General features: G+C 65.7%; 22 protein-coding genes and 3 pseudogenes. 20 read left to right on the top strand and 5 right to left on the bottom strand.

Annotated features, from left to right (window positions below; translation table 11 throughout):
• Positions 1 to 8: 8 nt before the first annotated feature.
• Positions 9 to 1,883 carry a dihydrolipoyl dehydrogenase gene (gene lpdA / locus P4826_RS14040; RefSeq protein ID WP_317701002.1) on the bottom strand — a complete coding sequence of 625 codons (1,875 nt, stop codon included), beginning with the start codon at positions 1,881 to 1,883 and terminating at the stop codon, positions 9 to 11.
• Positions 1,884 to 1,920: 37 nt separating this feature from the next.
• On the opposite strand from lpdA, the pseudogene P4826_RS14045 reads away from it, so the two are divergent.
• A pseudogene (locus P4826_RS14045) lies at positions 1,921 to 3,030 on the top strand (DNA recombination protein RmuC); the annotation flags it as partial.
• Positions 3,027 to 3,557: pseudogene (locus tag P4826_RS14050) on the top strand (MFS transporter); the annotation flags it as partial. The pseudogenes P4826_RS14045 and P4826_RS14050, both read left to right, overlap by 4 nt.
• A 23-nt stretch (positions 3,558 to 3,580) precedes the next feature.
• Here the strand turns inward: P4826_RS14050 and P4826_RS14055 are convergent.
• On the bottom strand, positions 3,581 to 4,624 hold the full coding sequence (locus tag P4826_RS14055; protein ID WP_317701004.1) for an IS630 family transposase: 1,044 nt from the start codon (positions 4,622 to 4,624) through the stop codon (positions 3,581 to 3,583).
• A 254-nt stretch (positions 4,625 to 4,878) separates the two neighbouring features.
• Between P4826_RS14055 and P4826_RS14060 the strand changes: the two genes are divergently transcribed.
• On the top strand, positions 4,879 to 5,055 hold the full coding sequence (locus P4826_RS14060) for a hypothetical protein (protein WP_317701005.1): 177 nt from the start codon (positions 4,879 to 4,881) through the stop codon (positions 5,053 to 5,055).
• On the opposite strand, the gene P4826_RS14065 is transcribed toward P4826_RS14060, so the two are convergent.
• Both P4826_RS14065 and P4826_RS14070 read right to left on the bottom strand, forming a co-directional pair.
• Complete coding sequence (locus P4826_RS14065) at positions 5,052 to 5,381, bottom strand: helix-turn-helix transcriptional regulator (protein WP_317701006.1); 330 nt, start codon at positions 5,379 to 5,381, stop codon at positions 5,052 to 5,054. The two genes, P4826_RS14060 and P4826_RS14065, sit on opposite strands and share 4 nt — an antisense overlap.
• Complete coding sequence (locus P4826_RS14070) at positions 5,378 to 6,133, bottom strand: AraC family transcriptional regulator (protein ID WP_317701007.1); 756 nt, start codon at positions 6,131 to 6,133, stop codon at positions 5,378 to 5,380. Before P4826_RS14070 ends, P4826_RS14065 begins: the two co-directional genes overlap by 4 nt.
• Before the next feature lie 194 nt (positions 6,134 to 6,327).
• Between P4826_RS14070 and P4826_RS14075 the strand changes: the two genes are divergently transcribed.
• The 15 genes from P4826_RS14075 (at position 6,328) to P4826_RS14145 (ending at position 20,379) form a co-directional block, all read left to right on the top strand.
• Positions 6,328 to 7,959 (top strand): AMP-binding protein, encoded by a 1,632-nt coding sequence (locus P4826_RS14075; RefSeq protein ID WP_317701008.1) that lies wholly within the window; start codon positions 6,328 to 6,330, stop codon positions 7,957 to 7,959.
• Positions 7,960 to 7,970: 11 nt separating this feature from the next.
• Positions 7,971 to 8,858: a poly(3-hydroxyalkanoate) depolymerase gene (phaZ, locus tag P4826_RS14080; RefSeq protein ID WP_317701009.1), complete on the top strand. Its 888-nt coding sequence runs from the start codon at positions 7,971 to 7,973 to the stop codon at positions 8,856 to 8,858.
• Positions 8,859 to 8,900: 42 nt separating this feature from the next.
• On the top strand, positions 8,901 to 9,365 hold the full coding sequence (locus tag P4826_RS14085) for a MaoC family dehydratase (RefSeq protein ID WP_317701010.1): 465 nt from the start codon (positions 8,901 to 8,903) through the stop codon (positions 9,363 to 9,365).
• 159 nt (positions 9,366 to 9,524) lie between these two features.
• On the top strand, positions 9,525 to 11,258 hold the full coding sequence (locus P4826_RS14090) for an alpha/beta fold hydrolase (protein WP_317701011.1): 1,734 nt from the start codon (positions 9,525 to 9,527) through the stop codon (positions 11,256 to 11,258).
• Between the two features lie 53 nt (positions 11,259 to 11,311).
• The gene (locus P4826_RS14095; RefSeq protein ID WP_317701012.1) at positions 11,312 to 13,108 is read left to right on the top strand and encodes an acyl-CoA dehydrogenase C-terminal domain-containing protein; all 1,797 of its coding nucleotides are present in this window, start codon (positions 11,312 to 11,314) and stop codon (positions 13,106 to 13,108) included.
• Positions 13,109 to 13,122: 14 nt separating this feature from the next.
• A complete protein-coding gene (locus P4826_RS14100; RefSeq protein ID WP_317701013.1) occupies positions 13,123 to 13,872 on the top strand; it encodes an electron transfer flavoprotein subunit beta/FixA family protein in 750 nt (249 codons plus the stop codon).
• 25 nt (positions 13,873 to 13,897) lie between these two features.
• Complete coding sequence (locus P4826_RS14105) at positions 13,898 to 15,571, top strand: electron transfer flavoprotein-ubiquinone oxidoreductase (RefSeq protein ID WP_317703767.1); 1,674 nt, start codon at positions 13,898 to 13,900, stop codon at positions 15,569 to 15,571.
• A gap of 43 nt (positions 15,572 to 15,614) precedes the next feature.
• Entirely contained in the window at positions 15,615 to 16,553 is a 939-nt protein-coding gene (locus tag P4826_RS14110) for an electron transfer flavoprotein subunit alpha/FixB family protein (RefSeq protein ID WP_317701014.1), read from the top strand.
• Between the two features lie 15 nt (positions 16,554 to 16,568).
• A complete protein-coding gene (locus P4826_RS14115; RefSeq protein WP_317701015.1) occupies positions 16,569 to 17,204 on the top strand; it encodes a helix-turn-helix domain-containing protein in 636 nt (211 codons plus the stop codon).
• Positions 17,201 to 17,764, top strand: coding sequence for a phasin family protein (locus P4826_RS14120; RefSeq protein ID WP_317701016.1), 564 nt, complete (start codon positions 17,201 to 17,203; stop codon positions 17,762 to 17,764). Before P4826_RS14115 ends, P4826_RS14120 begins: the two co-directional genes overlap by 4 nt.
• A gap of 34 nt (positions 17,765 to 17,798) precedes the next feature.
• Positions 17,799 to 18,293: an inorganic diphosphatase gene (gene ppa / locus P4826_RS14125; protein WP_317701017.1), complete on the top strand. Its 495-nt coding sequence runs from the start codon at positions 17,799 to 17,801 to the stop codon at positions 18,291 to 18,293.
• Positions 18,294 to 18,428: 135 nt separating this feature from the next.
• Entirely contained in the window at positions 18,429 to 18,662 is a 234-nt protein-coding gene (locus P4826_RS14130) for a dodecin family protein (protein ID WP_317701018.1), read from the top strand.
• A gap of 174 nt (positions 18,663 to 18,836) precedes the next feature.
• Entirely contained in the window at positions 18,837 to 19,370 is a 534-nt protein-coding gene (locus tag P4826_RS14135) for a hypothetical protein (protein WP_317701019.1), read from the top strand.
• Complete coding sequence (locus tag P4826_RS14140; RefSeq protein WP_317701020.1) at positions 19,351 to 19,752, top strand: hypothetical protein; 402 nt, start codon at positions 19,351 to 19,353, stop codon at positions 19,750 to 19,752. The genes P4826_RS14135 and P4826_RS14140 overlap by 20 nt, the downstream gene beginning before the upstream one ends.
• A 3-nt stretch (positions 19,753 to 19,755) precedes the next feature.
• Positions 19,756 to 20,379 (top strand): TetR/AcrR family transcriptional regulator, encoded by a 624-nt coding sequence (locus P4826_RS14145; protein WP_317701021.1) that lies wholly within the window; start codon positions 19,756 to 19,758, stop codon positions 20,377 to 20,379.
• A gap of 495 nt (positions 20,380 to 20,874) precedes the next feature.
• Here P4826_RS14145 and P4826_RS14150 read toward each other — a convergent pair.
• Positions 20,875 to 22,195 (bottom strand): annotated as a pseudogene (locus P4826_RS14150) (IS1182 family transposase).
• Between the two features lie 656 nt (positions 22,196 to 22,851).
• Here P4826_RS14150 and P4826_RS14155 point away from each other — a divergent pair.
• Positions 22,852 to 23,244 carry a VOC family protein gene (locus tag P4826_RS14155; protein WP_317701022.1) on the top strand — a complete coding sequence of 131 codons (393 nt, stop codon included), beginning with the start codon at positions 22,852 to 22,854 and terminating at the stop codon, positions 23,242 to 23,244.
• A gap of 17 nt (positions 23,245 to 23,261) precedes the next feature.
• Complete coding sequence (locus P4826_RS14160; RefSeq protein ID WP_317701023.1) at positions 23,262 to 24,023, top strand: 3-oxoacyl-ACP reductase; 762 nt, start codon at positions 23,262 to 23,264, stop codon at positions 24,021 to 24,023.
• The last annotated feature ends 2 nt before the right edge of the window (positions 24,024 to 24,025 follow it).

Here is a 24,025-nt window from a genome sequence, read left to right on the forward strand (position 1 = left end):
CTGCGGACTTACTTGCGCGCAGGCGGCACATCCGTGCAGCTGCCATGCGCCACTTCCGCCGCCATGCCAATGGATTCGCCAAGGGTTGGATGCGGGTGGATGGTCTTGCCGATGTCCACTGCGTCGGCACCCATCTCGATAGCCAGCGCGATCTCTCCGATCATGTCGCCCGCGTGGGTGCCGACCATGCCACCGCCCAAGATCTTGCCGTGGCCCCGGCCAGCATGGCCGTCTCCTGATCCTGCTTCGGGGCTGTCGTCGAACAGCAGCTTGGTGACGCCTTCGTCGCGGCCGTTGGCAATGGCGCGGCCGGAGGCCGTCCAGGGGAACAGGCCCTTTTTGACCTTGATGCCCTGCTGCTTGGCCTGGTCTTCGGTGAGGCCCACCCAGGCCACTTCAGGGTCGGTGTACGCCACGCTGGGGATCACGCGGGCGTTGAAAGCGGCGCTGGCCAGCTCCTTGTTTCCCTGCAGTTCCCCGGCGATGACCTCGGCCGCCACATGCGCTTCGTGCACCGCCTTGTGCGCCAGCATGGGCTGCCCGACGATGTCGCCAATGGCGAAGATGTGGGGCACGTTGGTGCGCATCTGGATGTCGACGTTGATGAAGCCACGGTCTGTAACAGCCACGCCGGCCTTGTCAGCGGCAATCTTCTTGCCGTTGGGCGTGCGGCCCACGGCTTGCAGCACCAGGTCGTACACCTGCGGCGCGGGGGCGGTGCCGCCCTCTTCCGCTGCGGCAAATGTCACCTCGATGCCTTCGGGTGTGGCCTTGGCGCCCACCGTCTTGGTCTTGAGCATGATGTTGTCGAAGCGCTTGGCGTTCATCTTTTGCCAGATTTTGACCAGGTCGCGGTCGGCGCCCTGCATCAGGCCGTCCATCATCTCGACCACGTCCAGGCGCGCGCCCAGCGTGCTGTACACGGTGCCCATTTCCAGGCCGATGATGCCGCCGCCCAGGATCAGCATGCGTTTGGGCACTTCCTTGAGCGCCAGGGCGCCGGTGGAGTCGACCACGCGCGGGTCGTTGGGCATGAAGGGCAGGCGCACGGCCTGGCTGCCGGCGGCGATGATGGCTTTCTGGAAGGCGATGACCTTCTTGGTGCCGGTTTTCTCCTGGCCCGATCCGGTGGTTTCTTCCACTTCGACGTGGTTGGCACCGACGAAGGCGCCGTAGCCGCGCACCGTGGTCACCTTGCGCATCTTGGCCATGGCGGCCAGACCGCCGGTGAGCTTGCCGATAACCTTTTCTTTGTGGCCGCGCAGCTTGTCGATGTTGACGGCGGGCGCGCCAAAGTCCACGCCCAGGTCAGCCATGTGGCTGACTTCGTCCATGACGGCGGCCACGTGCAGCAATGCCTTGGAGGGGATGCAGCCCACGTTCAGGCAGACGCCGCCGAGGGTGGCATAGCGCTCGACGATGACGACCTTGAGGCCCAGGTCGGCCGCGCGGAAGGCGGCGCTGTAGCCACCGGGGCCGCCACCAAGCACGAGCACGTCGCAGTCCAGATCGGCCGATCCCGCAAAGCTAGATGCTACTGGATTGATAGCTGCTTGCGCTTTCGGGGCGGGCGCTGGAGCCGCTTTTGGCTCAGAAGCTGCGGGCGCCGGGGCGGCAGCAGGCGCTGTAGCTGCCGCGCCCGCGCCCTGCACTTCCAGCGTCAGCACCACCGAGCCTTCGGCGATCTTGTCGCCAAGCTTCACTTTCAACTCCTTGACCACGCCAGCGTGGCTGGAGGGGATTTCCATGGAGGCCTTGTCGGACTCCACGGTGATCAGGCTTTGCTCGGCCTTGATGGTGTCGCCGGGTTGGACCAGCACTTCGATGATGGCCACTTCGGCGAAGTCGCCGATGTCGGGCACTTTGATGTCGATGATTGCCATGGGTGTTGCCCTCGCGTTACATCACGATGCGGCGGAAGTCCGCCAGCAGCTCGAAGCCAACGGCTTTCAGATCAAGAACCAGTTCTCGGTGCTGCAAGACGCCGTGTCGCAGCAGCTCACCGGCATGGTGCAGGGCAGCCAGCACAACGCTGAGCAGCTGCGCAACGCGCTCAACGAACGCCTGGCCGCCATACAGGCCGACAACGCCACCAAACTCGAAGAAATGCGCCGCACGGTGGACGAAAAGCTCCACGCCACGCTGGAGCAGCGCCTGGGCGAGTCCTTCAAGCTCGTCAGCGACCGTCTCGAACAGGTGCATAAGGGTCTGGGTGAGATGCAGACCCTGGCGGGCAGCGTGGGCGACTTGAAGCGCGTGATGACCAACGTGAAGACGCGTGGCACCTGGGGCGAAATGCAGCTGGGCGCCATCATCGACAATGTGCTCACGCCCGACCAGTTCGCGCGCAACGTCAAGACCGTGCCGGGCAGTGACGAGCTGGTGGAGTTTGCGATCCGCCTGCCTGGCAAGAGCGACGAGCACCCGGTGTGGCTGCCCATCGACTCCAAGTACCCCGTGGAGCAGTACCAGCGCCTGCTGGACGCGCAGGACGCGGCCGACAAGGCGGCCATCCAGTCGGCGGGCAATGCGTTCGAGACCTCGATCAAGCTCGAAGCCAAGAAGATCTTCGCCAAGTACGTGTCTCCCCCGCACACCACCGACTTTGCCGTGCTCTACCTGCCTACCGAAGGCCTGTTCGCCGAAGTCATGCGCCGCCCCGGCCTGGTCGAAGCCGTGCAGAACGAATGCCGCGTGATGATCACCGGCCCCGCCAACCTGGCCGCCATGCTCAACAGCCTGCAGATGGGCTTCAAGACGCTGGCGATTGAAAAGCGTTCATCCGAGGTCTGGAGCCTCTTAGGTATGGTCAAAACCGAGTTCGCCAAGTTTGGCGATGTGGTGGAGGCCACCAAAAAGTCCATCGACGCCGCCGCCAAGAAGTTTGACGAGGTGGGCGTGCGCACCCGCGCCATCCAGCGCAAGCTGCGTGATGTGCAGGAACTGCCCGCGCCTGGCGCGGCCGGTCCGCTGGTGGGCGGGAGCACCCCGGCATTGCCCGGTCTGGACCCCGAGGAAGACCTGCAGTGAACTGGGCTCTGGCGCGCCTGATTGCGGGCCAGATCTGCGTGCACGCCTGCATGGCGGGCATGCGTCTGGCCGCTCCGCTGCTCGCCCTGCGCGAGGGCCACAGTGCTGCGGCCGTTGGGGTGTTGCTGGCACTGTTTGCCCTCACGCAGGTCTTTCTGGCCCTGCCGGCAGGTCGCTATGCAGACCGGCACGGCCTCAAGCGCCCCGTGGGCTACGCGGTGGCGGTGGCATCGGCCGGGGCGGCGCTGGCGCTGGTGTTCCCGGTCTTCCCAGTGTTGTGTCTGGCGGCGTTGATGACCGGCGGCGCCAGCGGCGCGGCAATCATTGCGCTGCAGCGCCACGTGGGGCGCGCCGCGCACGACGCCACGCAGCTCAAGCAAGTGTTCAGCTGGCTGGCCATCGGGCCTGCGGTGTCCAACTTCATCGGGCCCTTCTGTGCGGGGCTCATGATCGACAACGCGGGCAGCGCGGCGGGCAGCACCGAAGGCTACCGCGCCGCCTTTGCCCTGATGGCCGTGCTGCCCCTGCTTATTGATCCGGCGGGAATTATTCATGAGGCTGCATAGGCGACATGCTTGTCGCCAAAGTACTTCTTGACCCGCTCTGGCGTGTTCTCCAGCATTGTCATGTGTTCAGTGGCTGCAGCGCGCAGCTTGGCTTTGGTTCTCACTGGGACTTTGCTGCCAATCGCGAGCTTCAGATCTGCGTTCAGCCGCTCCTCTGGGTTGAGCTCGGGGCTGTAGCTCGGCAGGTAAAACAACTCAATGTCCTCTTTGTGCAATGCCGCCCACTCTTTGACCGGCTTGCTGTGGTGCACCCTCAGGTTGTCAAGAATCAGGAAGATCTTCTTGCCCTGCGCGTCCTTGATCAAGGCCTGCATAAACTCGATCAGCTTGTCGGCATTGAACGCCTCATCAATGATCATCCAGCGCGTCTTGCCCTGGTTCGTGACGGTGGCAATCATCGAAAGCTTTTGCCGTGTTCCACCCACTGCCCGCGTCACCGGTGTTTGACCGGCGGGCGCGTAACTTCTGCCACGCACATCCGTGTTGACCAGGGCTGTTTCATCGCCCCAATGGATCTCTGCGCCTTCACGCTTGGCCCTGGCTTCAATGGCAGGGTATTCATCTTCGAGCCAGGCCTGCACGGCCTCAGGTCGCTGTTCGTAAGCTTTCTTGATCGGCTTTTGCGGCGTAAAACCCCAGCGCGCCAGATAGTCGCCCACTGAACGCACAGATAGTTTCAGCCCCAGGTCGCGTTCGATGAGTTCGCGCACGGCGGGCCGGCTCCAAAGCGCAAACTCCATCTTGATCTGCTCGGGGCGTTTGTCGATGATGGTCATTCGAATAGCGCGTTCTTGCTCAGGAGTCAGGCTGCGTCCACTACCGGGCTTCTTGCCCCTGGCGTGGGGTTTGAGTGCAGCCGCCCCACCTTGCTCGAACAGGCGCAGTGCAGCGTTGACACCAGACCAACTGAGCCCGGTTTGCTCCACGATCTGCATCACGCCGACTCCTTTTCGATGCAAACGGATAACTTGCTTGCGCCGTTCTTGCAGCACTTCCCGCGACTGCTTGCGTGCATCTTCTTTTTCCATGAACTTTGGAGTCAGGTCATCAACAAAAGCTCATGAATAAATTATGCCGAGTCTATAGATAAATTTTTTTGAGCATGCGCCGCACAGTTTCTCGACTCACCTTGGCCATACCAGGCTCCTGGCGTGCGGCTCGTTCGAGTTCCATCATCGTCCAGCGCTGTCGGCCCGCAGGTGGCGTCGAACACGCCAGCGCTGTCACTCGTGCTTCGTCGCCCTTGTCGTACTGGCACACCACGGTCCAATGAGGACAGGACATGAGCCCGATTGACCTCTCGCGCTTGATGCAGCCCTTTGCTGCGAATCTCGTCCACGAGCGCTCGATCCGCATCGGTCAAATGCAATTCCGTCTGGCGCATGACAACACCTCCAAGCATCAAGTAGTGATGACGGGATTGCATTCATGTTCCGTTATTTCTGTGTCAATGTACTAGCCAGTGCCGGCGCCTGCCGTGCCAGCACCGGCCCGGTACTCGTTGGGGGTGCGGCCTGTCCAGCGCTTGAAGGCATGGCGAAAGCTCGCGGCGTCGCTGAAACCCAGGGCGGCGGCGATGTCGTCGACCTCGAGGAACGAGGTCGACAGGTAGTCGACAGCCAAGGCCTGGCGCACGCTCGCCAGCAGTTCCAGATAGGTCGTCCCCTCTTCGTTGAGCCGTCGCCGCAGCGTCCGGGCGTTGATGCACAGCCCCGCCGCGATCTCGTCGATGCTGGGAAAGCGGCCGGGTGTTCGCGTCAGTTCAGCATACACGCGGCGGCTCATGCCCGAGCTCCACTTGTGGCATCCTCCAACAGCTTGGCGCAGGCTGCCGAAACCTGGGTCGCGGCGATAGGGTTCGCGAATTGGGGTGTCCGGTCCAGCCACTCGGCTGGGTAGTCCACTTGCGTGCGAGGCTGATCGAAGGCGACGGTGCATTCGAGCACCCGCTCCAACAGGCCAGCGTATCTCGGACGCGGCAACGCGAAGTTCGCGCGCGCAGGCATGCACCAGGCGCCCATCACGTGCTTGGTCAGACTGACGTGCGTGCCGAGCTGCATCTCCAGCAGCGCGCGAAACAGATCGGTATCGACGTCGGGCAGCGCGGCTTCGTCGAGCGTCGGTAGAACCCATGAGGCCACGTCGTGCTCCACCTCGAAGGCAATCCGCATGACCGGTGTGGCAAGTCCGTGATAGCGCACGGCGAGTTCGCAGGCACCGCGCATCGACTCGGCGCACGCCAACGCATAGCCGTACATGCCGTAGTCGGTGAGGCGCATTCCGCCCCCCACGAGTGCGGCCCATCCCGCCTCTGGCGACAGCCTGCCGGCGTTGCGGCACACCACGATGAACTGGTGGACCGAGATCCGAGTCTGGGCATTCGAGGCTTCGGCCGGCGACAGGCCGGAGCCGGCCAGCAGCAGCTTGATGTCCACCCCCAGTTCACTCAGGGCGCGCATGACGGCGTGCACCTTGAACGGTGCGTACCGCTTTTCGTGCAGCGCAAGCGCCGCGTTCGTTCTCGGTTTTGTACTCATGGATTTCTCCTGGAATCGTGTTGTTGCCTTCTGCATTCTCCACACGGAGACCCTCGGGAAACTCCCTAGCTACTGTCCTCAGCGATGCGCATCTTGTCCTCGCCCGTCATTTACGCCGAAGCGGCCAGACCCGACATTACTGATCCAGCAAGCAGCCTCACAGAACGCGGTATCAACACAAGCAGGAGACAAGCATGGGCACTCGCCACTGGACCCAGTCGTACGCCGACATCCCCGCAGAGATCGACGCCGATCGCTATGCGTCAATGGTCGATCTGTTGGACGCCGCGCTCGAGCGCCACGCCTCGCGTCCGGCGTTCAAGGCGTTCGGCCAGACCTTGAACTACGCCGACGTCGACCGGCTGTCGCGGTCATTCGCGTCCTATCTGCAGAACAAACTGGGCGTACGCCAGGGCGACCGCGTGGCGGTGATGATGCCGAACCTGCTGGCGTTCCCGGTCACGCTGCTCGGCATCATGCGCGCCGGCGCGGTGCAGGTGAACGTGAATCCGCTGTACACGCCGCGCGAACTCGAGCACCAGCTCAACGATGCCGGCGTCGAGACGATCGTCGTCTTCAGCGGCTCGACGCCGACGCTGGCAGAGGTGCGCGCCAATACCGGCCTGAAGACGGTCATCACGGTCGCTGTCGGCGACGCCAGCGGCGCCACGCTGCCGAGCCCGCCGGTCGATGCACTGCTCGGCGAGTCGGTCTCCTTTGCCGAGGCGCTGGCCCAGGGCGGCGGGCTGCCGCTGCAGCCGGTAGCGCTGACCGGCGACGACCTGCTGTTCCTGCAATACACCGGCGGCACCACCGGGCTGTCCAAGGGCGCCGCGCTGTCGCACCGCAACCTCGTCGCCAACACCGAGCAGTTCAAGGCCTTCATGCCGGTGGCGGTGAAAGAGGGCGAGGAAGTGTTGGTGACTGCCATCCCGCTGTACCACATCTTCGCGCTGATGGTGTCGCTGAGCTATCTGTCGGTGGGCGCCGAGAACTGGCTCGTCGCCAACCCGCGCGACATGGACGGCTTCGTCGGCGTGTTGGCGCAGGCCAGGCCGACGGTTTTCATGGGCGTCAACACGCTGTACGGCGGGCTGGTGCAGCACCCCAAGCTTGGCGAAGTGGACTGGTCGCGCCTGAAGATCGCGATCGGCGGTGGCGCTGCCGTGGTCGGGGCGGTGTCCGACCGCTGGAAGGCCATCACCGGCCACTTCATCCGCGAGGGCTACGGCCTGTCGGAAACCTCGCCGGTGGTGTCGTTCAACCCGGCCTACATCACCGAGTTCACCGGCACGACCGGCCTGCCGATGCCGTCGACCGACGTCAAGCTGCTCGACGACAAGGACCTCGAAGTGGAGCTGGGGCAGCCGGGAGAGATCTGCGTCAAGGGGCCGCAGGTGATGCGCGGCTACTGGGAGAAGCCCGACGCGAACGCCACTGCGTTCACAAGCGACGGCTACTTCCGAACGGGCGACATCGGCGTCTTCGACGACAAGGGCTTCCTGAAGATCGTCGACCGCAAGAAGGACATGATCATCGTCTCGGGTTTCAACGTCTATCCGAACGAGATCGAGGCAATCGCAGCCGCCTGTCCGGGCGTTGCGGAGTGCGCCTGCGTCGGCGTTGCGGACGAGAAGACGGGCGAAGCAGTGAAGCTCTTCGTCGTCAAGCTGCCGGGGGCCTCTCTCAGCGAGGCCGACGTCATCGCCCACTGCCGCGGGGGCATGACCGGCTACAAGGTGCCCAAGATCGTGCGTTTCCTGGAGTCGCTGCCGAAGTCCAACGTCGGAAAAATCCTCCGGCGCGAACTCCGCGATGTGGCCTGACGGACATGTCGATGATGCCGATCGATCCGCCCCTCGGGGACATGACCGGAAAGCCTTCCGTCAAGGTCAAGGCGTCCGCGCACTCGCATGCGGAGGAGCAGTCCTTCGAAACGGAAATTCTGGAGATCCACGGACAGCCGCTTTGCGTGGGCCGCCGCACTGGCAACGGGAGCAGCCCACCGCTGCTGCTGTTCAACGGCATCGGCGGAAATATCGAACTACTGGGGCCGATAGCGCGGTGGATGCCGGGGCGTGAACTGATCATCTTCGATGTTCCAGGCGTAGGTCGTTCGCCGCTGCCCGTGCTCCCTTACCGCCTGAGGACCATTGCGTCGCTGGGCGCCGGGGTGCTCGATCACTACGGACACCAACAAGCGGACGTGCTGGGTGTCTCGTGGGGCGGCGGCGCCGCGCAGCAGTTTGCGCGCAGCCAGGCCAATCGTTGTCGTCGGCTGATCCTGTGCGCAACGGCGCCAGGCGTGCTCATGGTGCCCGGACATCCGGGGGTGATCCTCAAGATGGCCACCCCCCGGCGCTACGCCAACAAGCGCTACGCAAAGAGCATCAGCGGTGACATCTACGGCGGTGACTTTCGCCGTGACCCGGGGCTCGCGGACGAGCATTTCAAGCATGTGAAATGGCAGTCGCGCCTGGGGTACTACCTGCAGCTCGCGGCCATGGCGGGGTGGACCAGCCTGCACTGGCTGTACCAGCTCCGGCAGCCCACCCTGGTGATGGCGGGCAGCGACGATCCGATCGTCCCGCTGACCAATGCACAGGTGATGGCCTGGCTCATCCCCCACAGCGAGCTCAAGGTGTTCGATTGCGGTCATCTGTTCCTGCTGACACGGGCCGAGGAAGCCTGCGGCGCCATTACCGAATTTCTGGACAAGCCCTGAGGCCCGCCCGGTCTCGGCATATCGAAAAAAGGAGACATGGAGATGAGTACACAACGCATGAGCGCGGCCGACCTGACCGCCAAGGTGGGGCAGGAGATCGGCGTTTCTTCCTGGCTGGCAGTCGATCAAACGCGCATCAACGAATTCGCGCACTGCACCGAAGACCACCAATGGATCCATGTCGACATCGAGCGCGCCCGAAAGGAAAGCCCGGCCCGCTCCACGATCGCTCATGGCTACCTCACGCTGTCGCTGCTGGCACCAACGAGTTTCGAGATCCTGTCGCCGATCGTCGAAGCGAAGCAGCTCATGAACTACGGCCTCGACAAGGTGCGATTCCTGACGCCGGTCGTGGCTGGAAAACGGGTTCGCAACCACATCAAGCTGCTCGCCGTGGAAAGCAAGGGCAGCGAGCGCTGGCTGCTGACGCTCGAGAACTCGGTTGAGATCGAGGGTGTGGACAAGCCCGCGCTGGTTGCCGCTTCACTCGTCATGCTCGTCAACTGAGCCGCAGGAGAGATATCCATGGCAACCCGCAAGTCCCCGCGCTCCCAGGATGGCGCTGCGCCCACCTCTACACGACCACCGGCTCGAAAGACCGCACTCCCTGAAGATCGTCCGGCTCGAACCACGCCGACGGCACGAAGCAAGAAAGCCACTACCGCGATGCCGGAGGCGTCGGCGGCCGACAGCAAGGCGATGGTGCCGACGGCCGAAACGGCCGAGCTGGTCGCCACGGCCAGCCGCAACACCCTGGCGATCAATCCCTTGATCGGGCTGAACCAACGGGACATCGCCACATCCGCCAGTGCGCTGCTCAAGGCCGTTGTGGAGAGCCCTCACAAGGCGACGACGCACTATGCCAGCTTCCTGAAGGAACTGTCCCAGATCGTCCTGGGCAAATCGGAGCTGGCACCCGATCCGAAGGACCGGCGATTTGCCGACGCTGCCTGGAAGGACAACGCGCTGTACGCGCGGCTGCTGCAGTCCTATCTGGCCACCCAGAAGGAGCTGACACAGTTCATCGATGGATCAGAGCTCACGGGGATCGAGAAGGGGCGTGCGCGCTTCTTCGCTTCACTCGTCACCGACGCGCTGGCGCCTAGCAATTGGCTGTTCGGCAATCCAGTGGCCGTGCGCAAGATCATCGACACCGGGGGCGCCAACCTGGTCAAGGGCCTGAAGAACATGGCCCACGATATGCGGCACAACCACATGATGCCCTCGATGGTCGACACCACGCCTTTCAAGGTCGGTGAAAACATTGCTACCTCTGCCGGTCAAGTGGTCTGCCGGCACGAGATGTTCGAGCTGCTGCAGTTCACGCCGACCACTCCCCAGGTGCATGCACGGCCCCTGGTGATGTCGCCGCCGCAGGTCAACAAGTACTACGCCATCGACCTGACGCCCGACAAGAGCCTGGTGAAATGGGCGACCGACTCGGGCATCCAGCTGTTCATCGTGAGCTGGCGCAACCCCACTGTGGAGCATCGCGACTGGGGTCTGGAGGACTATGTGCGGGCGCTGGACCATGCCGTGGACGTTGCGCGCGAAATCACGGGAAGCCCGGACGTCAACATGTGGGGCTCCTGTTCGGGTGGCATGTGCCTGGCGGCCTATCTCGGCTGGCTTGCCGCCAAGGGCGACCGCAAGGTGGTCAACACCAGTTGGGCCGTGTGCGTGCTCGACACCCAGGCGGCCGTGGAGGATTCGACGCTCGGTCTCTTCAATTCACCAGCGACGATCCGCGCCGCCAAGGCGCGCTCGAGCCGCAAGGGCTTCGTCAGCGGCGAGGAGATGGCGTCAATGTTCGCCTGGCTGCGCCCGAACGACCTGATCTGGAATTACTGGGTCAACAACTACCTGCTGGGCAACAGTCCCCCGGCCTACGACGTGCTGGCCTGGAACGCCGACACCACCCGCCTGCCGGGCCGCTACCACTGCGACCTGCTCGACATGTTTGCGCTGAACCCCTATGTGAACGCGGGCACCCTCGAGATCGAGGGGCTGCCGATCGACATGGGGCAGGTCGATCTGGGCGCCTATGTGATCGCCGGCATCACCGACCACATCACGCCCTGGCGCGCGTGCTACGGAACGGCGCGCATGTTCGGCCCCGACACCACATTCGTTCTGGCCAACGCAGGTCATCTGCAAAGCCTGATCAACCCGCCGGGCGCGCCAAAGTCCTTTTTCTTCGCGGCGCCGGCCACCTTCGAAGACCCCGGGGCATGGGCCGATGCGGCCCAGTCCGCACGCCAGGAAGGCAGCTGGTGGCCGCACTGGCGCGCGTGGATCCAGGGCCGCTCGGGTGAGCTGATCCCGGCACCGGCCCAGCTCGGCTCGCGCCAGCACAAGCCCCTGGGACCTGCGCCCGGCACCTACGTGCTGGAGCGCTGAGTCCATCCATCGATTCCCCGACATTCCCAGAAACACTCCAGGAGCCCACTGCCATGACCAACTATTCCGCCCCGATCCGGGACATGAAATTCGCGATGCAGGAGCTCGCAGGCATGGAGGAGGTGATACGCCTGCCGGGCTATGAAGAAGTATCGAATGAGCTGGTGGATCAGGTGCTGGAAGGCGCGGGCACCTTCGCCGCCGAAGTCTGGGGCCCGTTGAACGTTCCGGGCGACACCGAGGGCCTGAAGTGGCACGAAGATGGCAGTGTCACGACCCCGAAGGGCTTCATCGAGGCCTATGGCAAGTTCGTCGAGTCGGGATGGAACGGTCTGCGCTTCGACCCTGAGTACGGCGGGCAGGGTCTGCCCAAGCTGGTCGACACCGCGGTGATGGAGATGTGGAACGCGTCGAACATGGCGTTCTCGATGGCGCCGCTGCTGACCCAGGGGGCGATCGAAGCGGTGTTCCTGCGCGGCAGCGACGAGCAGAAGCAGCGCTTCCTGCACAAGATGGTCTCGGGCGAATGGACTGGCACGATGAACCTGACCGAGCCGCAGGCCGGCTCGGACCTGGGGCTGATCCGCACCAAGGCCGTGCCCGAAGGCGAGCACTTCCGCATCCATGGGCAGAAGATCTTCATCAGCTTTGGCGAACACGACCTGACCGAGAACATCGTGCACCTGGTGCTGGCGCGCACGCCCACCGCACCCGAGGGGGTGCGGGGCATCTCGCTGTTTGTGGTGCCGAAGTTCCTGGTCAACGACGACGGCAGCCTGGGTGCGCGCAACGATGTGCGCTGCGTGTCGATCGAGCACAAGATGGGCATCCACGCGAGCCCGACGGCGGTGCTCGCCTTCGGCGACGGGCCGGGCGCGATCGGCTACCTCATCGGCGAGGAGAACCGCGGTCTCGAATATATGTTCATCATGATGAACGAGGCGCGCTTCGGCGTCGGCGTGCAGGGGCTGGGCGTGGCCGAGCGCGCCTACCAGCAGGCCCTGGCCAACGCCAAGGAGCGCGTGCAAGGCAAGGACGCCACCGCGCCCAAGGGCCCGAGCGTGCCGATCATCCGGCATCCGGACGTGCGGCGCATGCTGATGAGCATGAAGTCGCGCGTCGAGGCGATGCGCGCGCTGGCCTACGTGGTCGCGGCGATGTTCGACCAAGCCCATCGTGCGGGCGACGAGGCGGCGCGCAGTGCGGCGCACGCCGGCGTCGACCTGCTGATCCCGATCCTCAAGGGCTGGTGCACCGAGACCGGCATCGAGGTGGCCTCCACCGGCATCCAGGTGCACGGCGGCATGGGTTTCATCGAGGAGACCGGTGCCGCGCAGCACCTGCGCGACGCGCGCATCACCACGATCTACGAGGGCACGACCGGCATCCAGGCCAACGACCTGATCGGGCGCAAGGTGCTGCGCGACGGCGGGCGCTCGATGCAGGCGCTGCTGGCGCAGATCGACGGCGTGTGCGCGCAGCTCGAGGCCGGCGACGACGCACAGCTACACGCGATCGGCGCGCGCCTGCGCGAGGGCTCGAAGAGCCTCGCCGACAGCATGCGCTGGATCCTCGCCACCGGTGGGCAGGATCTCAACGCGGTGTTGGCCGGCGCGGTGCCGTTCCTGCACCTTTGCGGCGTGGTGTGCGGCGGCTGGCAGATGGCCCGTGCCGCGCTGGCGGCGCAGCGCAAGCTCGCAGCCGACTCCGGCGATGCGGACTTCTACCGCGCCAAGATCGCGACCGCGCGCTTCTTCGCCGACCAGGATCTGTCTCGCGCACGCGGGCTCGCCGAAGCGACCATGCACGCCGGCGCCAGCACGATGGCGCTCGGCGAAGACCAGTTCTGATCGAGAGCCGCGCCATGAAGATCCTCGTCGCCGTGAAGCGGGTGGTGGACTACAACGTCAAGGTGCGCGTCAAGGCCGATGGCACCGGCGTGGACATCGCCAACGTCAAGATGAGCATGAACCCCTTCGACGAGATCGCCGTCGAGGAGGCGGTGCGGTTGAAGGAGAAAGGCGTGGCGAGCGAGATCGTCGCCGTCTCGTGTGGCGTGGCGCAATGCCAGGAGACGCTGCGCACCGCGATGGCGATCGGCGCCGACCGCGGCATCCTGGTCGAGACCGGCGAAGAACTGCAGCCGTTGGCGGTGGCCAAGCTGTTGAAGGCACTGGTGGAGCAGGAGAAGCCCGCGCTGGTGATTCTCGGCAAGCAGGCGATCGACGACGACTGCAACCAGACCGGCCAGATGCTCGCCGCGCTGCTGGGTCGGCCGCAGGGGACCTTCGCGAGCAAGGTCGAGGTCGAGGACGGTCGTGTGCGCGTCACGCGCGAAGTCGACGGCGGGCTGGAAACAGTGAGCCTCGCCACGCCGGCGGTCGTGACCACCGACCTGCGCCTGAACGAACCGCGCTACGTCACCCTGCCCAACATCATGAAGGCGAAGAAGAAACCGCTGGCCGTACTCAAGCCCGCCGACCTCGGCGTCGATGTGGCACCTCGCCTGGAGACGCTGTCGGTGCGCGAACCGTCGGGGCGCAAGGCCGGCGTCAAGGTCGCCGACGTCGCGGCTCTGGTCGACAAGCTGAAGAATGAAGCGAAGGTGGTCTGAGCCTCGACAGGACCGGATGGACATGATGAACACGCAGGAACTCATCGCCACCCACGGCCCGCGCGAGGCCATGGACTACGACGTCGTCGTGGTCGGCGCCGGGCCGGCCGGGCTCGCCACCGCGATCCGGTTGAAGCAGCTTGCGCCGGACGCGAGCGTCGTTGTGCTCGAAAAGGGCTCGGAGCCCGGCGCGCACATCCTCTCGGGCGCCGTGATGGACCCGCGCGCGATGGACGAGCTGTTCCCGGACTGGAAGAATCGGGGTGCCCCGCTGGACCAGGCGGTCACCGGCGACGACGTGCTGTTCCTCAGCGAAACCGGCAGCACGCGCACCCCCGACTGGCTGGTGCCGCGCAATCTGCACAACGACGGTTGCTACGTCGTCAGCCTGTCGAACGTCGTCAAGTGGATGGCACAGCAGGCTGAAGCTCTCGGCGTCGAAATCTTCCCGGGCTTTGCCGCGGCCGAGGTGCTCTTCGACGTGCAGGGATGCGTCGCGGGCGTGGCGACCGGCAACATGGGCATCACGAAGGAAGGCGAGCCCGGCGAGAACTTCCAGCTCGGCATGGAACTGCGCGGCAAGTACACGGTCTTCGCCGAGGGCGCGCGCGGCCACCTGGGCAAGCAGTTGCTCGCCAGGTACAAGCTGACAGAAGGACGCGACACCCAGACCTTCGCGATCGGCATCAAGGAGCTGTGGGAGGTGCCCGCCGAGAAGGCGCAGCCGGGCCGCGTGGTGCACACCGCCGGCTGGCCGATGGCGGGCGACACCTTCGGCGGCGGCTTTCTCTACCACCTGGCGGACAACCAGGTCACGCTCGGTTTCGTGATCGGTCTCGACTATGCCAACCCGTACCTGAGCCCGTTCGAGGAGATGCAGCGCTGGAAGACGCACCCGGCGATCCGCGCGCACATCGAAGGCGGCAAGCGCATCGGCTACGGCGCGCGGGCGATCAACAACGGCACGCCGCAGGCGCTGCCGAAGACGGTGTTCCCGGGCGGCGCGCTGATCGGCTGCGACGCCGGCTACCTGAACGCAGCGCGCATCAAGGGCAGCCACGCGGCGATCAAGTCCGGCATGCTCTGCGCCGAAGCGATGGCGCCAGCGCTCGCCGCGGGCCGCGCCCAGGATGAGCTCACTGCCTACCCCGAGGCGTTCGAGAAGAGCTGGCTCAACGCGGAGTTGCTGCAGACGCGCAACTTCAAGCTCTGGTTCAAGAAGGGCAAGACGGTGGGTCAGGTGATGACCGGCGTCGAGCAGTGGCTGCTGCCCAAGCTCGGCGTGACCAGCCCGCCCTGGACGCTGCACAACCACAAGGCCGATCACGAGGCATTGCAGCCGGCCAGCGGCTTCCAGCCCATCGCGTACCCGAAGCCCGATGGCCGGCTGAGCTTCGACCGCCTGTCGTCGGTTTTCGTCAGCAACACCAACCACGAAGAGAACCAGCCGGCGCACCTGACTTTGAAGGATGCCACGGTTCCGGTGCGGATCAACCTCTCGCAGTTCGGCGGGCCCGAGAGCCGCTACTGCCCCGCGGGCGTGTACGAATTCGTGCAGAACGCCGACGGCGGCGACCGGCTGCAGATCAACGCGCAGAACTGCGTGCACTGCAAGACCTGCGACATCAAGGACCCGACGCAGAACATCGTCTGGGTGACGCCCGAAGGCGGCGGCGGACCGAACTACGCCGGCATGTGACGCGCTCGCTATCACCCTCGACACACTCAGGAGCAAACCTGCCATGGCCGTCCTCGTCATCGCGGAACACGACAACCGGTCGCTGAAGGTGGCCACGCTCAATGCCGTCACGGCCGCCGCCGCGTTCGGCGTTTCGGTGGATGTGCTGGTGGCGGGGCACCAAGCCGCCGCGGTCGCCCAGGCCGCCGCCGCCGTGCCAGGCGTCGCGCGCGTTGTGCATGCCGATGCGGCGGCACTGGAGGGACAGCTGGCCGAGAACATCGCCGCCCAGGTGCTCGCCGTGGCCGGCGAGTACGAGACCATCGTCTTTCCGGCAACGGCCCATGGCAAGAACGTGGCGCCGCGCGTGGCAGCCGGGCTCGACGTGGCCCAGATCAGCGACGTGACCCGAGTCGTGTCGCTGAACACCTTCGAGCGGCCGATCTACGCCGGAAATGCCATCGCCACCGTGCGCAGCAAGGACCGCATCAAGGTTCTCACGGTACGCACCACGGCCTTCGACGCCGCGCCCGTGGATGGAGGCGATGCACGTCTGGTGCTCACGCCGGCGGTGCAGGACGCGGGCACCTCGCTCTTCGTCGGCGCCGAGATCGCCAAGCTCGACCGCCCGGAACTCACGGCGGCCAAGATCATCGTCAGCGGCGGACGCGGCCTCGGTTCGGCGGAGAAGTTCGGCGAAGTGCTGACGCCTCTGGCCGACGCGTTGGGCGCCGCGCTCGGCGCGAGCCGGGCCGCGGTCGATGCAGGCTATGCGCCCAACGACTGGCAGGTCGGGCAGACGGGCAAGATCGTCGCGCCGCAGCTGTACGTGGCCTGCGGCATCTCCGGTGCCATCCAGCACCTGGCAGGCATGAAGGACTCGAAGGTGATCGTCGCGATCAACAAGGATCCCGAGGCACCGATCTTCAGCGTCGCCGACTACGGGCTCGAGGCCGACCTGTTTGCTGCGGTGCCCGAACTGACCGCCGCACTGCGCACCTGAGGGAGGGACCACGACGTGCCACGCAAGACCGTCGCTCCCCCGCGAAGCCGGCAGCGCGCCGCCAGCGCGAAGACCGCCACGCCCGACCTGCCGCTGTTCGCACTGGCGCGCCAGGTGCGTTCGTGGGCCGACACGCTGCTGAGCGTGACCGGCAGCGCCGCGGACATCGGTCTCAGTCTCGCGCAGGCGCGCGTCAAGGACCCCAAGCGAAAGCAGGCGGTCGCCAAAGCCGGCACCCAGTTGCGGCGCTGGCGCGAGGCGGCCGGCTTGACGGCGCGCGAACTGAGCGAGGCGGTCGGACTGGGCGATGCCAAGCTGCTCGAGGAGGCCGAAGGCGGTGTGGCAACCCTGCCGTTCGAGATCGTGCTGCGCCTGGCCGGCGTGCTGGGTCGCAACGATCCGATCCCGGTGGCGATGTCGCTCACGCGCCAATACAACCCGGAGCTGTGGAAGACCTTGGAGTCGCTGGGCGTCGGCAAGCTGGCGGTGCAGGGCGCGCGCGAGCGCGAGCTCGCCAACATCTACCGCGGCAACGATGCCGCGCGCAAGCCCGACGACGAGGACTTCGCGGAGGTGCTGTCGTTCACGCGCCGGGCGTTCGAGATGGCGGTCGGCTTCCGCGGTGCGGCTGGCAACAGGCGGCCTCGATGAGTCGCGGCAAGGCCTCCATCGGCACGCCCGATCGCGAGAAGGCGGGCACGCCAAAGCCGGCAAAGGCACGCGCTTCGACGCCGGCCCAGCAGCGCCGCACCGCTGCGAAGGCTCCACCCGCCAGCAAGCGCAGCCCGCAAAGGACGGTGGCGAGCGCAGCCGAGCCCCAGGCCGGACCTGCCACGCTCAAGCAAGTGGCCGCGGCCCTGGCCCGGTCGCGACGCGAGGACGCGCACGCGCTGATCGAAGCGGGCCGCATGTCGGTCGCCGGCGTGCAGGCGCTGCTGGAGCGCCGCATCGACACGTTGCGCGAAGCCCTCTCCGAGCTGCGCGCGGTCGGCAAGCTGATGAGCCACGCAGGCGCGCGCGAGACCGTCGCGCACGTTGACGAATTGGCGCGCGGCGCGGTGGAGTTGACGCTGGCCAGCGTGCGCGAAATGATGGCCCTGGCCAGCTCGACCCAACGGGAAGCGCTCGCCGTCCTGGCTCGGCGTCTGCAAGCAGATCTTCTGGAATTCAGGCAACTGCAGTCCGCCCTGCGCCAACGGCCCCCCAATTGATCGCGCCAATGTCCCCAGTCGAAAGGCTCGCCAAATGCACCTTGACCATCTGCCGATCGGCAGCGATCCACCGAATGAAGTGAATGCCGTCATCGAGGTGCCGGTTGGCGGCGAGCCGATCAAGTACGAGACGGACAAGGCAGCGGGCATGCTCGTCGTCGATCGTTTTCTTTACACGCCGATGCGCTACCCCGGCAACTACGGCTTCATCCCGCACACGCTTTCCGACGATGGCGACCCCTGCGATGTGCTCGTGGTGAACACCCGGCCGCTGTTGCCCGGCGGCGCCATTTCAGTACGTCCGGTCGGCGTGCTCAGAATGGTGGACGAAGGCGGAGGGGACGAGAAGATCGTCGCAGTTCCCGTCAGCCGGCTGACCCAGCGCTACACCCATGTGCACAACTACACCGATCTGCCCGAGATCTTGTGGCGGCAGATCGAGCACTTCTTTGCGCACTACAAGGACCTCGAACCGGGCAAATGGTCGAAAGTCGCCGGATGGGGGACGCGGCGGACGCCAAGGACATGATCGAACAAGCCATCGCCCGTGCATCGAGAGTCGAGCGCGTCAAGAAGCAACTGCGATGAGCCTGCTCCTTGCGGCTCGCCGGGGTCGTTTCATCAACCCGAGTTGACAGTCAACGCATTCACCAGGAGAAGAAAGATGGCCAAGAAGCCCAGTGCAAGCAACGAGTCCAGCGTCTATCGCATCACTGAAGTGATCGGCACCAGTCCCGAGTCCTGGGAAGTCGCGGCGCGCAATGCCGTGGAGGCGGCGTCCAAGACGCTGCGCGACCTTCGGGTGGCGGAGGTCGGCAAGCTGGACATGAAGGTCGAAGACGGCAAGGTGGTCGCGTACCGCGCCCGCGTGCAGTTGTCGTTCAAGTACGAAGGCTGAGCCCGCCGGGGAAAGCGCACGGGTGTCCGTCACGTAGTGCCCGCGCTCTAACTTTCGAGCAGCGCTAGGTTTCGAGATCTAGGGCCGATCGGAACAATGCAGTCCAGGCCCTCGCGTGCCGTCGGTTGCCGAGAACGCGGGCCTCGTTGAAACACACCTCGAAAGGAAATGAGCATGAGCACTTCGAACCTGTCAGCCGCCGCCAATGACACTCTGCAGTCCTGCAGCCAGACCGCCCAGGCCTTGATCGGCGTCTGCCGCAGCGGGGGCAACCGCGTCATCGGCCGCGTGGATGCCGGCTGGGACGGACTGGTCGCACGCCACGGTGCGCGCCTGAGCGAACAACTGCGTCACGATCTCGTCGCTGCGCAGCGTGAAGTCACCGGCCTGAATGCCAAGGGCATCGATGCGCTGACCACGTCGTCGACTCATGCCGTGCAGGCGGTCGTCAACACCGCCACCGCCAGCGTCAAGCGCCTGTCGGGTCGTGTGGCGTACCTGGAAGCCGCACTTGCTCCGTTGCCACTGGCCAGCGCGATCATCATCGTGCAGCCGATTGCGGTCGCCGGTCGCGACGTGGCCGGGTTCGTCGCCGAGCGCGCCGGGCGCGCTGCATCACGCCTCGAAGGCGAAGTCGTCGACGCGACGCCGGTCGCGGTGAAGCGCAAGCCCGCACGCCGCAAGGCCGGTGCTGGTCGCCGCGCCTGACGCAAACAGCAACGCGTCGACCGTGCAAAGCGCCATGGCAAAGCAGGAGCCACCCTCCTCCAAGCAGCGCCGGGGGGCGACGTCCTCACCCCGGCGATCACCGAAGCCGCAGGAACCGGCGCTCGACGGCGGCGCGCGGCGCGCACTCCAGGCGGCAGAGCACCTGCTCGACGCGCGCAAGTCCCTGCTGAACAAGGGCCTGCGCGCGCTGACCCCTCTGCCTGCCTTTGAGGACGTGCTCGACCAGCGCATAGCCGCCGCACTGCGACGTCTCGGGTACCCGGATCCAGCGGAAATCGCCCGGCTGCGCGAGCAGGTGACCGAGCTGCAGCAGCGGCTGGAAGCGCTCGGGCCGGTGCCCAAGGGGCGCGGCTGCCGCTGATTCGTGAGAACGCGCGACCGCATCCTGGAAGCGGCCCGAACCCTCTTTAATGACGAGGGTCTGGCCCAGGTATCGACCAATCGCATCGCCACCGAGCTGGACATCAGCCCGGGCAACCTCCACTACCACTTCAAGAAGAAGGAGGATCTGGTCGGCTGGCTGCTGCGCAGGCTGACCGAGTCGCTAAGGCCATTCGCAGATTCGCACGAGTCCGTCGAGGCCATCGAGGACCTGTGGATGACGATGCACCTCGCGCTCGAGGTGATCGATCAGTACCGCTTCATCCTGCGCGACGTCGACTTTCTCGTGCGGGAGTATCCGGCGCTCGTCGTTCCGCTGCGCGAACTCGTCGGCCGGCGCATTGCCGCCATGCGCGCCGTGCTCGAAAAGCTGCGCGGTCTGCAGGTCATCGACGCCACCGACGAGCAGTTGACGGCCCTGGTCCTCCAGGTCGTGCTCGCCAACACGGCATGGCATTCATTCGAGAACCTCCTGCCCGTCGGGGCCCGAGGATCTGTTTCTGGAACAAGGGCTGTGGCGTATCACCTGCTGGTGATGTTGTCGCCGTACGTCAACGAAGCGTCGAGGCCCTACCTCGACTATCTGCGCGGACGATACGCGACATGATGCGGAGCCGATGTGACTTCCGCAGGTTCTCTGTATCGGGCCCGTCCCCGCTGCGCGGGGACGGGCTGTCGTGCTTCGCATCGAGCCGCCAGCGAGTTCGCAGATTTGCTGTAGCACCGGACAGTGGTCCGGCGGGCGGCAGACGACCATTTGGGAGCGGGTAACCCGGTCGACCGAGAGCTAGCGCTCCGGCGGTCAGCTGAAACGCTCGCATGGGGCAGTGCTGCGGCGGGCCTCCGCCGTCAAGCGAACATCGTTGTCAAGCGACATTCAGAACTGACCGTCTTTCATGTCGCCCGACACATCGTCGACCGGGGGTTGGGCTAGGAGTGTGGGCGGCAGATTTCCGCCCAGCATGTGATTGAGGCCAACGGCCACCGAACGCGGCCGTTTTGGCCAGCGATGAGCGTCGCCGCGGTCCGCATCGACCTTCGGGGCTTCGGCTGGCCTCGCTGAGCGCGTTGTCGGGGCCTGATTGCGGTCATCCTTTGTCCTTCAGCGTGCTGCCAGAGCACTCATGCGCCGCAGATTCAGCGCCAGGCACACGAGCTTGAACTCGGCTTGAACACGGTGCAGCCCGCGCAGGCTGAACTGACGGAACCCCAGCACACCCTTGATCCAGCCGTTGGGCGGCTCGGCGATCCACTTGCGCTTGCGGTACGCCGCCTTGCCTGCCTCGGTCTGCAGCTTGGCGGCCATGGCCGCGGTGTGGGGGGTCTTCTGCGCATCGACTTCGGCGCAGCGCTTGCCCTCGCGTCCCATGGCCACCACCAGTTCCGTGCCTGAGCCGGCCAGGGCCTGGAAGTTGTCCTCGCTGCGGTAGCCCGCGTCGGCCAAGGCCTGTTCGGGCGCCTTGCCCGTGTTGACCTTCACCGCCTCGAGCATTGGCACGAGCTGCCCCACATCGGCGGCGTTGTTGCTCAGTTCGGCTGCCACGATGATCTTGACTTGCTCGTCCACCACCGTCTGGGCGTTGTAGCTGGCGTCGAAGCCGCCACCGGCACGCTTCATGATGCGGCTGTCGGGGTCGGTGAAGTTGTCCTGCGCCTTGGGCTCGGGCACACCGAACTCGCGCTTGTAGCGACCGCCCTTGGGGTTGCCCTCGTCGTCGCGCGGCTTGCGCTCGTCGTCGGGGGCTGCGGCCTCGCTCGATGTCGGCGTCGCGCTGACGCTGCTCGATGCGCTGGCGCGCTTCGGTGATGGCCTTAAGGCGATCCTCGCGGCGTTGGATCTCTGCGGGAATGTCCACCTCGGGTTCGTCGGCCTCGGCTGCATCGGTGCTCTTGGCGCGCTCCAGCAAGGCCTCGATCTGCGCCTTGAGTTCACCCTCGGCCTGCTGCATGCGCTCGTAGCTTATTGCCTTGTGGCGGCTGGCGTTGGCCTTGATCTTGGTGCCGTCGATGGCCACAGTGCCCAACTTGACCAGCCCCATCTCCTGGGCCAGCTTGACCACCTGCACGAACAGATCGGACAACTCCTTCAGGTGCAGCGCCCGGAAGTCGCGGATCGTGCGGTGCTTGGGGAAGTTGCCCGCGCCCAGCATCCGAAACGCCAAGTCCTCGTGCAGCCGGCGCTCAATCTTGCGCGAGCTGAACACGCCCGTGGCGTAACCGTAGACCAGCACCTTGACCATCATGGCCGGGTGGAACGGCTGGTTGCGTGCGCCCCCACCTTCGTAACGCGCATAGAACGCCTTGAGGTCCAGCGCATCGACCGTGTCGCCAATGAAGTAGGCCAGATGCCCCTTGGGCAGCCAGTCCTGCAGCGACGCCGGCAGCAGCATCTCCTGCTGCGGTTCGTAGGGGCGGTAGCTCATGATCGTTCAACGCTCACCGCTCTGCACGGTCGTCAGGGACTTCCCTTCTGCCGCCCACGCTCCTAGCTGGCTATGCTGTGCTTGAGCTTCCCGCCAGCCGAGTGCCCGGTTAGCGGCGCGACCTCGTTTGACCGCTTCTGGCCGATAGGGGGCTCAGCGTCATTGGGCAGTCAGCAAACCCGTTGCAGAAAATTGCGCCATCTACTTGGCGCGATTTCTCGAATCGCGCCAAATCCTGTCGCGTCAGATCCCGTCAACTGCTGCAGAGCCTGATGCCACAAGGCGACTCGGGTCTTGACGGGGCTGTTGGCGCTGCACTCGGGCGCTTCGCGCCAATGCTCTTTTATTAATAGCGTGCAGCGCTTACTCCATGGGCTGCAGAGGTCATTTGAGGCATGATTGCATAGCGCACATAGCCCACTGATCGGGCCCGTTGCTTGCCGCTTTCTTCCCCTTCGTGATCCATGCAGTGAAGGTGATGGCGCGCAATTGGAGCCGCCATGTCTTGAATGCGGCTCATGTCTTACCTGCCTCCAAAAAAAACACACCGCAGGCGCAGGCTGTCCACCGCGTGACCCGCAGCCGCCGCCAGGGCCACTACGATACGGAGCCCACCATGCCCATGGTGGATTCACCCCACAGGAGACCGATCAACCATGTTCAGCCACGTCATGCTGGGAGCCAGCGACCTCGACCAATCCAAGCAGTTCTACGACGCCGTCCTCGGCGCCCTGGGCGCCGGCCCCGGCTTCACCGACAAGAAGAACCGCACTTTCTGGCGCCACGCGGGCAACACCTTCGCCATCACCGCGCCCATCAACGGCGAGCCGGCCTGCCATGGCAACGGCAGCACCATCGGCTTCGCGGCCCAGTCGCCCGAGCAGGCCGCTGCCGCCCATGCCGCCGGCGTGGCCGCGGGCGGAACGACCTGCGAAGACCCGCCGGGCTGGCGCGGCGACCATGGCGCCGGGGGCATTTACCTGGCCTATCTGCGCGATCCCGACGGCAACAAGCTCTGCGTGCTGCACCGCCCGCCCAAGGCCGCCTGACCCCGGAGCGTTCACGCATGCAACTATCCGAACAATGGGTGCTGGTCACCGGCGGCGCCCGCGGGCTGGGCCAGGCGATCACCCGCGCGCTGGCGCGCGAGGGTGCGGGTGTGGTCATCAACTACCACCGCAGTGAGGCCGCCGCGCAGGCGCTGGCCGAGGAGCTGGGCCCGCGCGCCATCGCGCTGCAGGCCGACGTGACCGATGCCGCCGCCGTGCAGCGGCTCTTCGCCGCGGCGCGCGAGCGCACAGGCGCCAGCATCAGCGCCGTGGTGAACAACGCGCTGGCGCAGTTCTCGTTCGACGGCGATGCGCGCCCCAAGCTGGGCGAGGTCGCCTGGGAGCGCTTCAGCCAGCAGATCGAGGGCGCGGTCAAGGGTGCGCTCAACACCATGCAGGCGGCGCTGCCCGCCATGCGCGCGCAGGGCTTCGGGCGCATCGTGAACGTGGGCACGAACCTGTTCCAGAACCCGGTGGTGCCCTACCACGACTACACGGCGGCCAAGGCGGCGCTGCTGTCGCTCACGCGCACGGCGGCGAACGACCTGGGGCCTGACGGCATCACGGTGAACATGGTCTCGGGCGGACTGCTGCGCACCACCGACGCCAGCCGCGCCACGCCCGAGGCGGTGTTCGACCTGATCGCCAGCCTGACCCCGCTGCGCCGCGTGACCACGCCGGAGGAATTCGCCGACGCGGTGCTGTTCTTCCTCTCGCCCTGGGCGCGCGCGGTGACCGGGCAGAATCTGGTGGTCGACAGCGGCCTCGTAAAGGATTGACC

It is taken from the genome of Diaphorobacter limosus (assembly GCF_033100095.1).
Taxonomy (GTDB): domain Bacteria; phylum Pseudomonadota; class Gammaproteobacteria; order Burkholderiales; family Burkholderiaceae_C; genus Alicycliphilus; species Alicycliphilus limosus.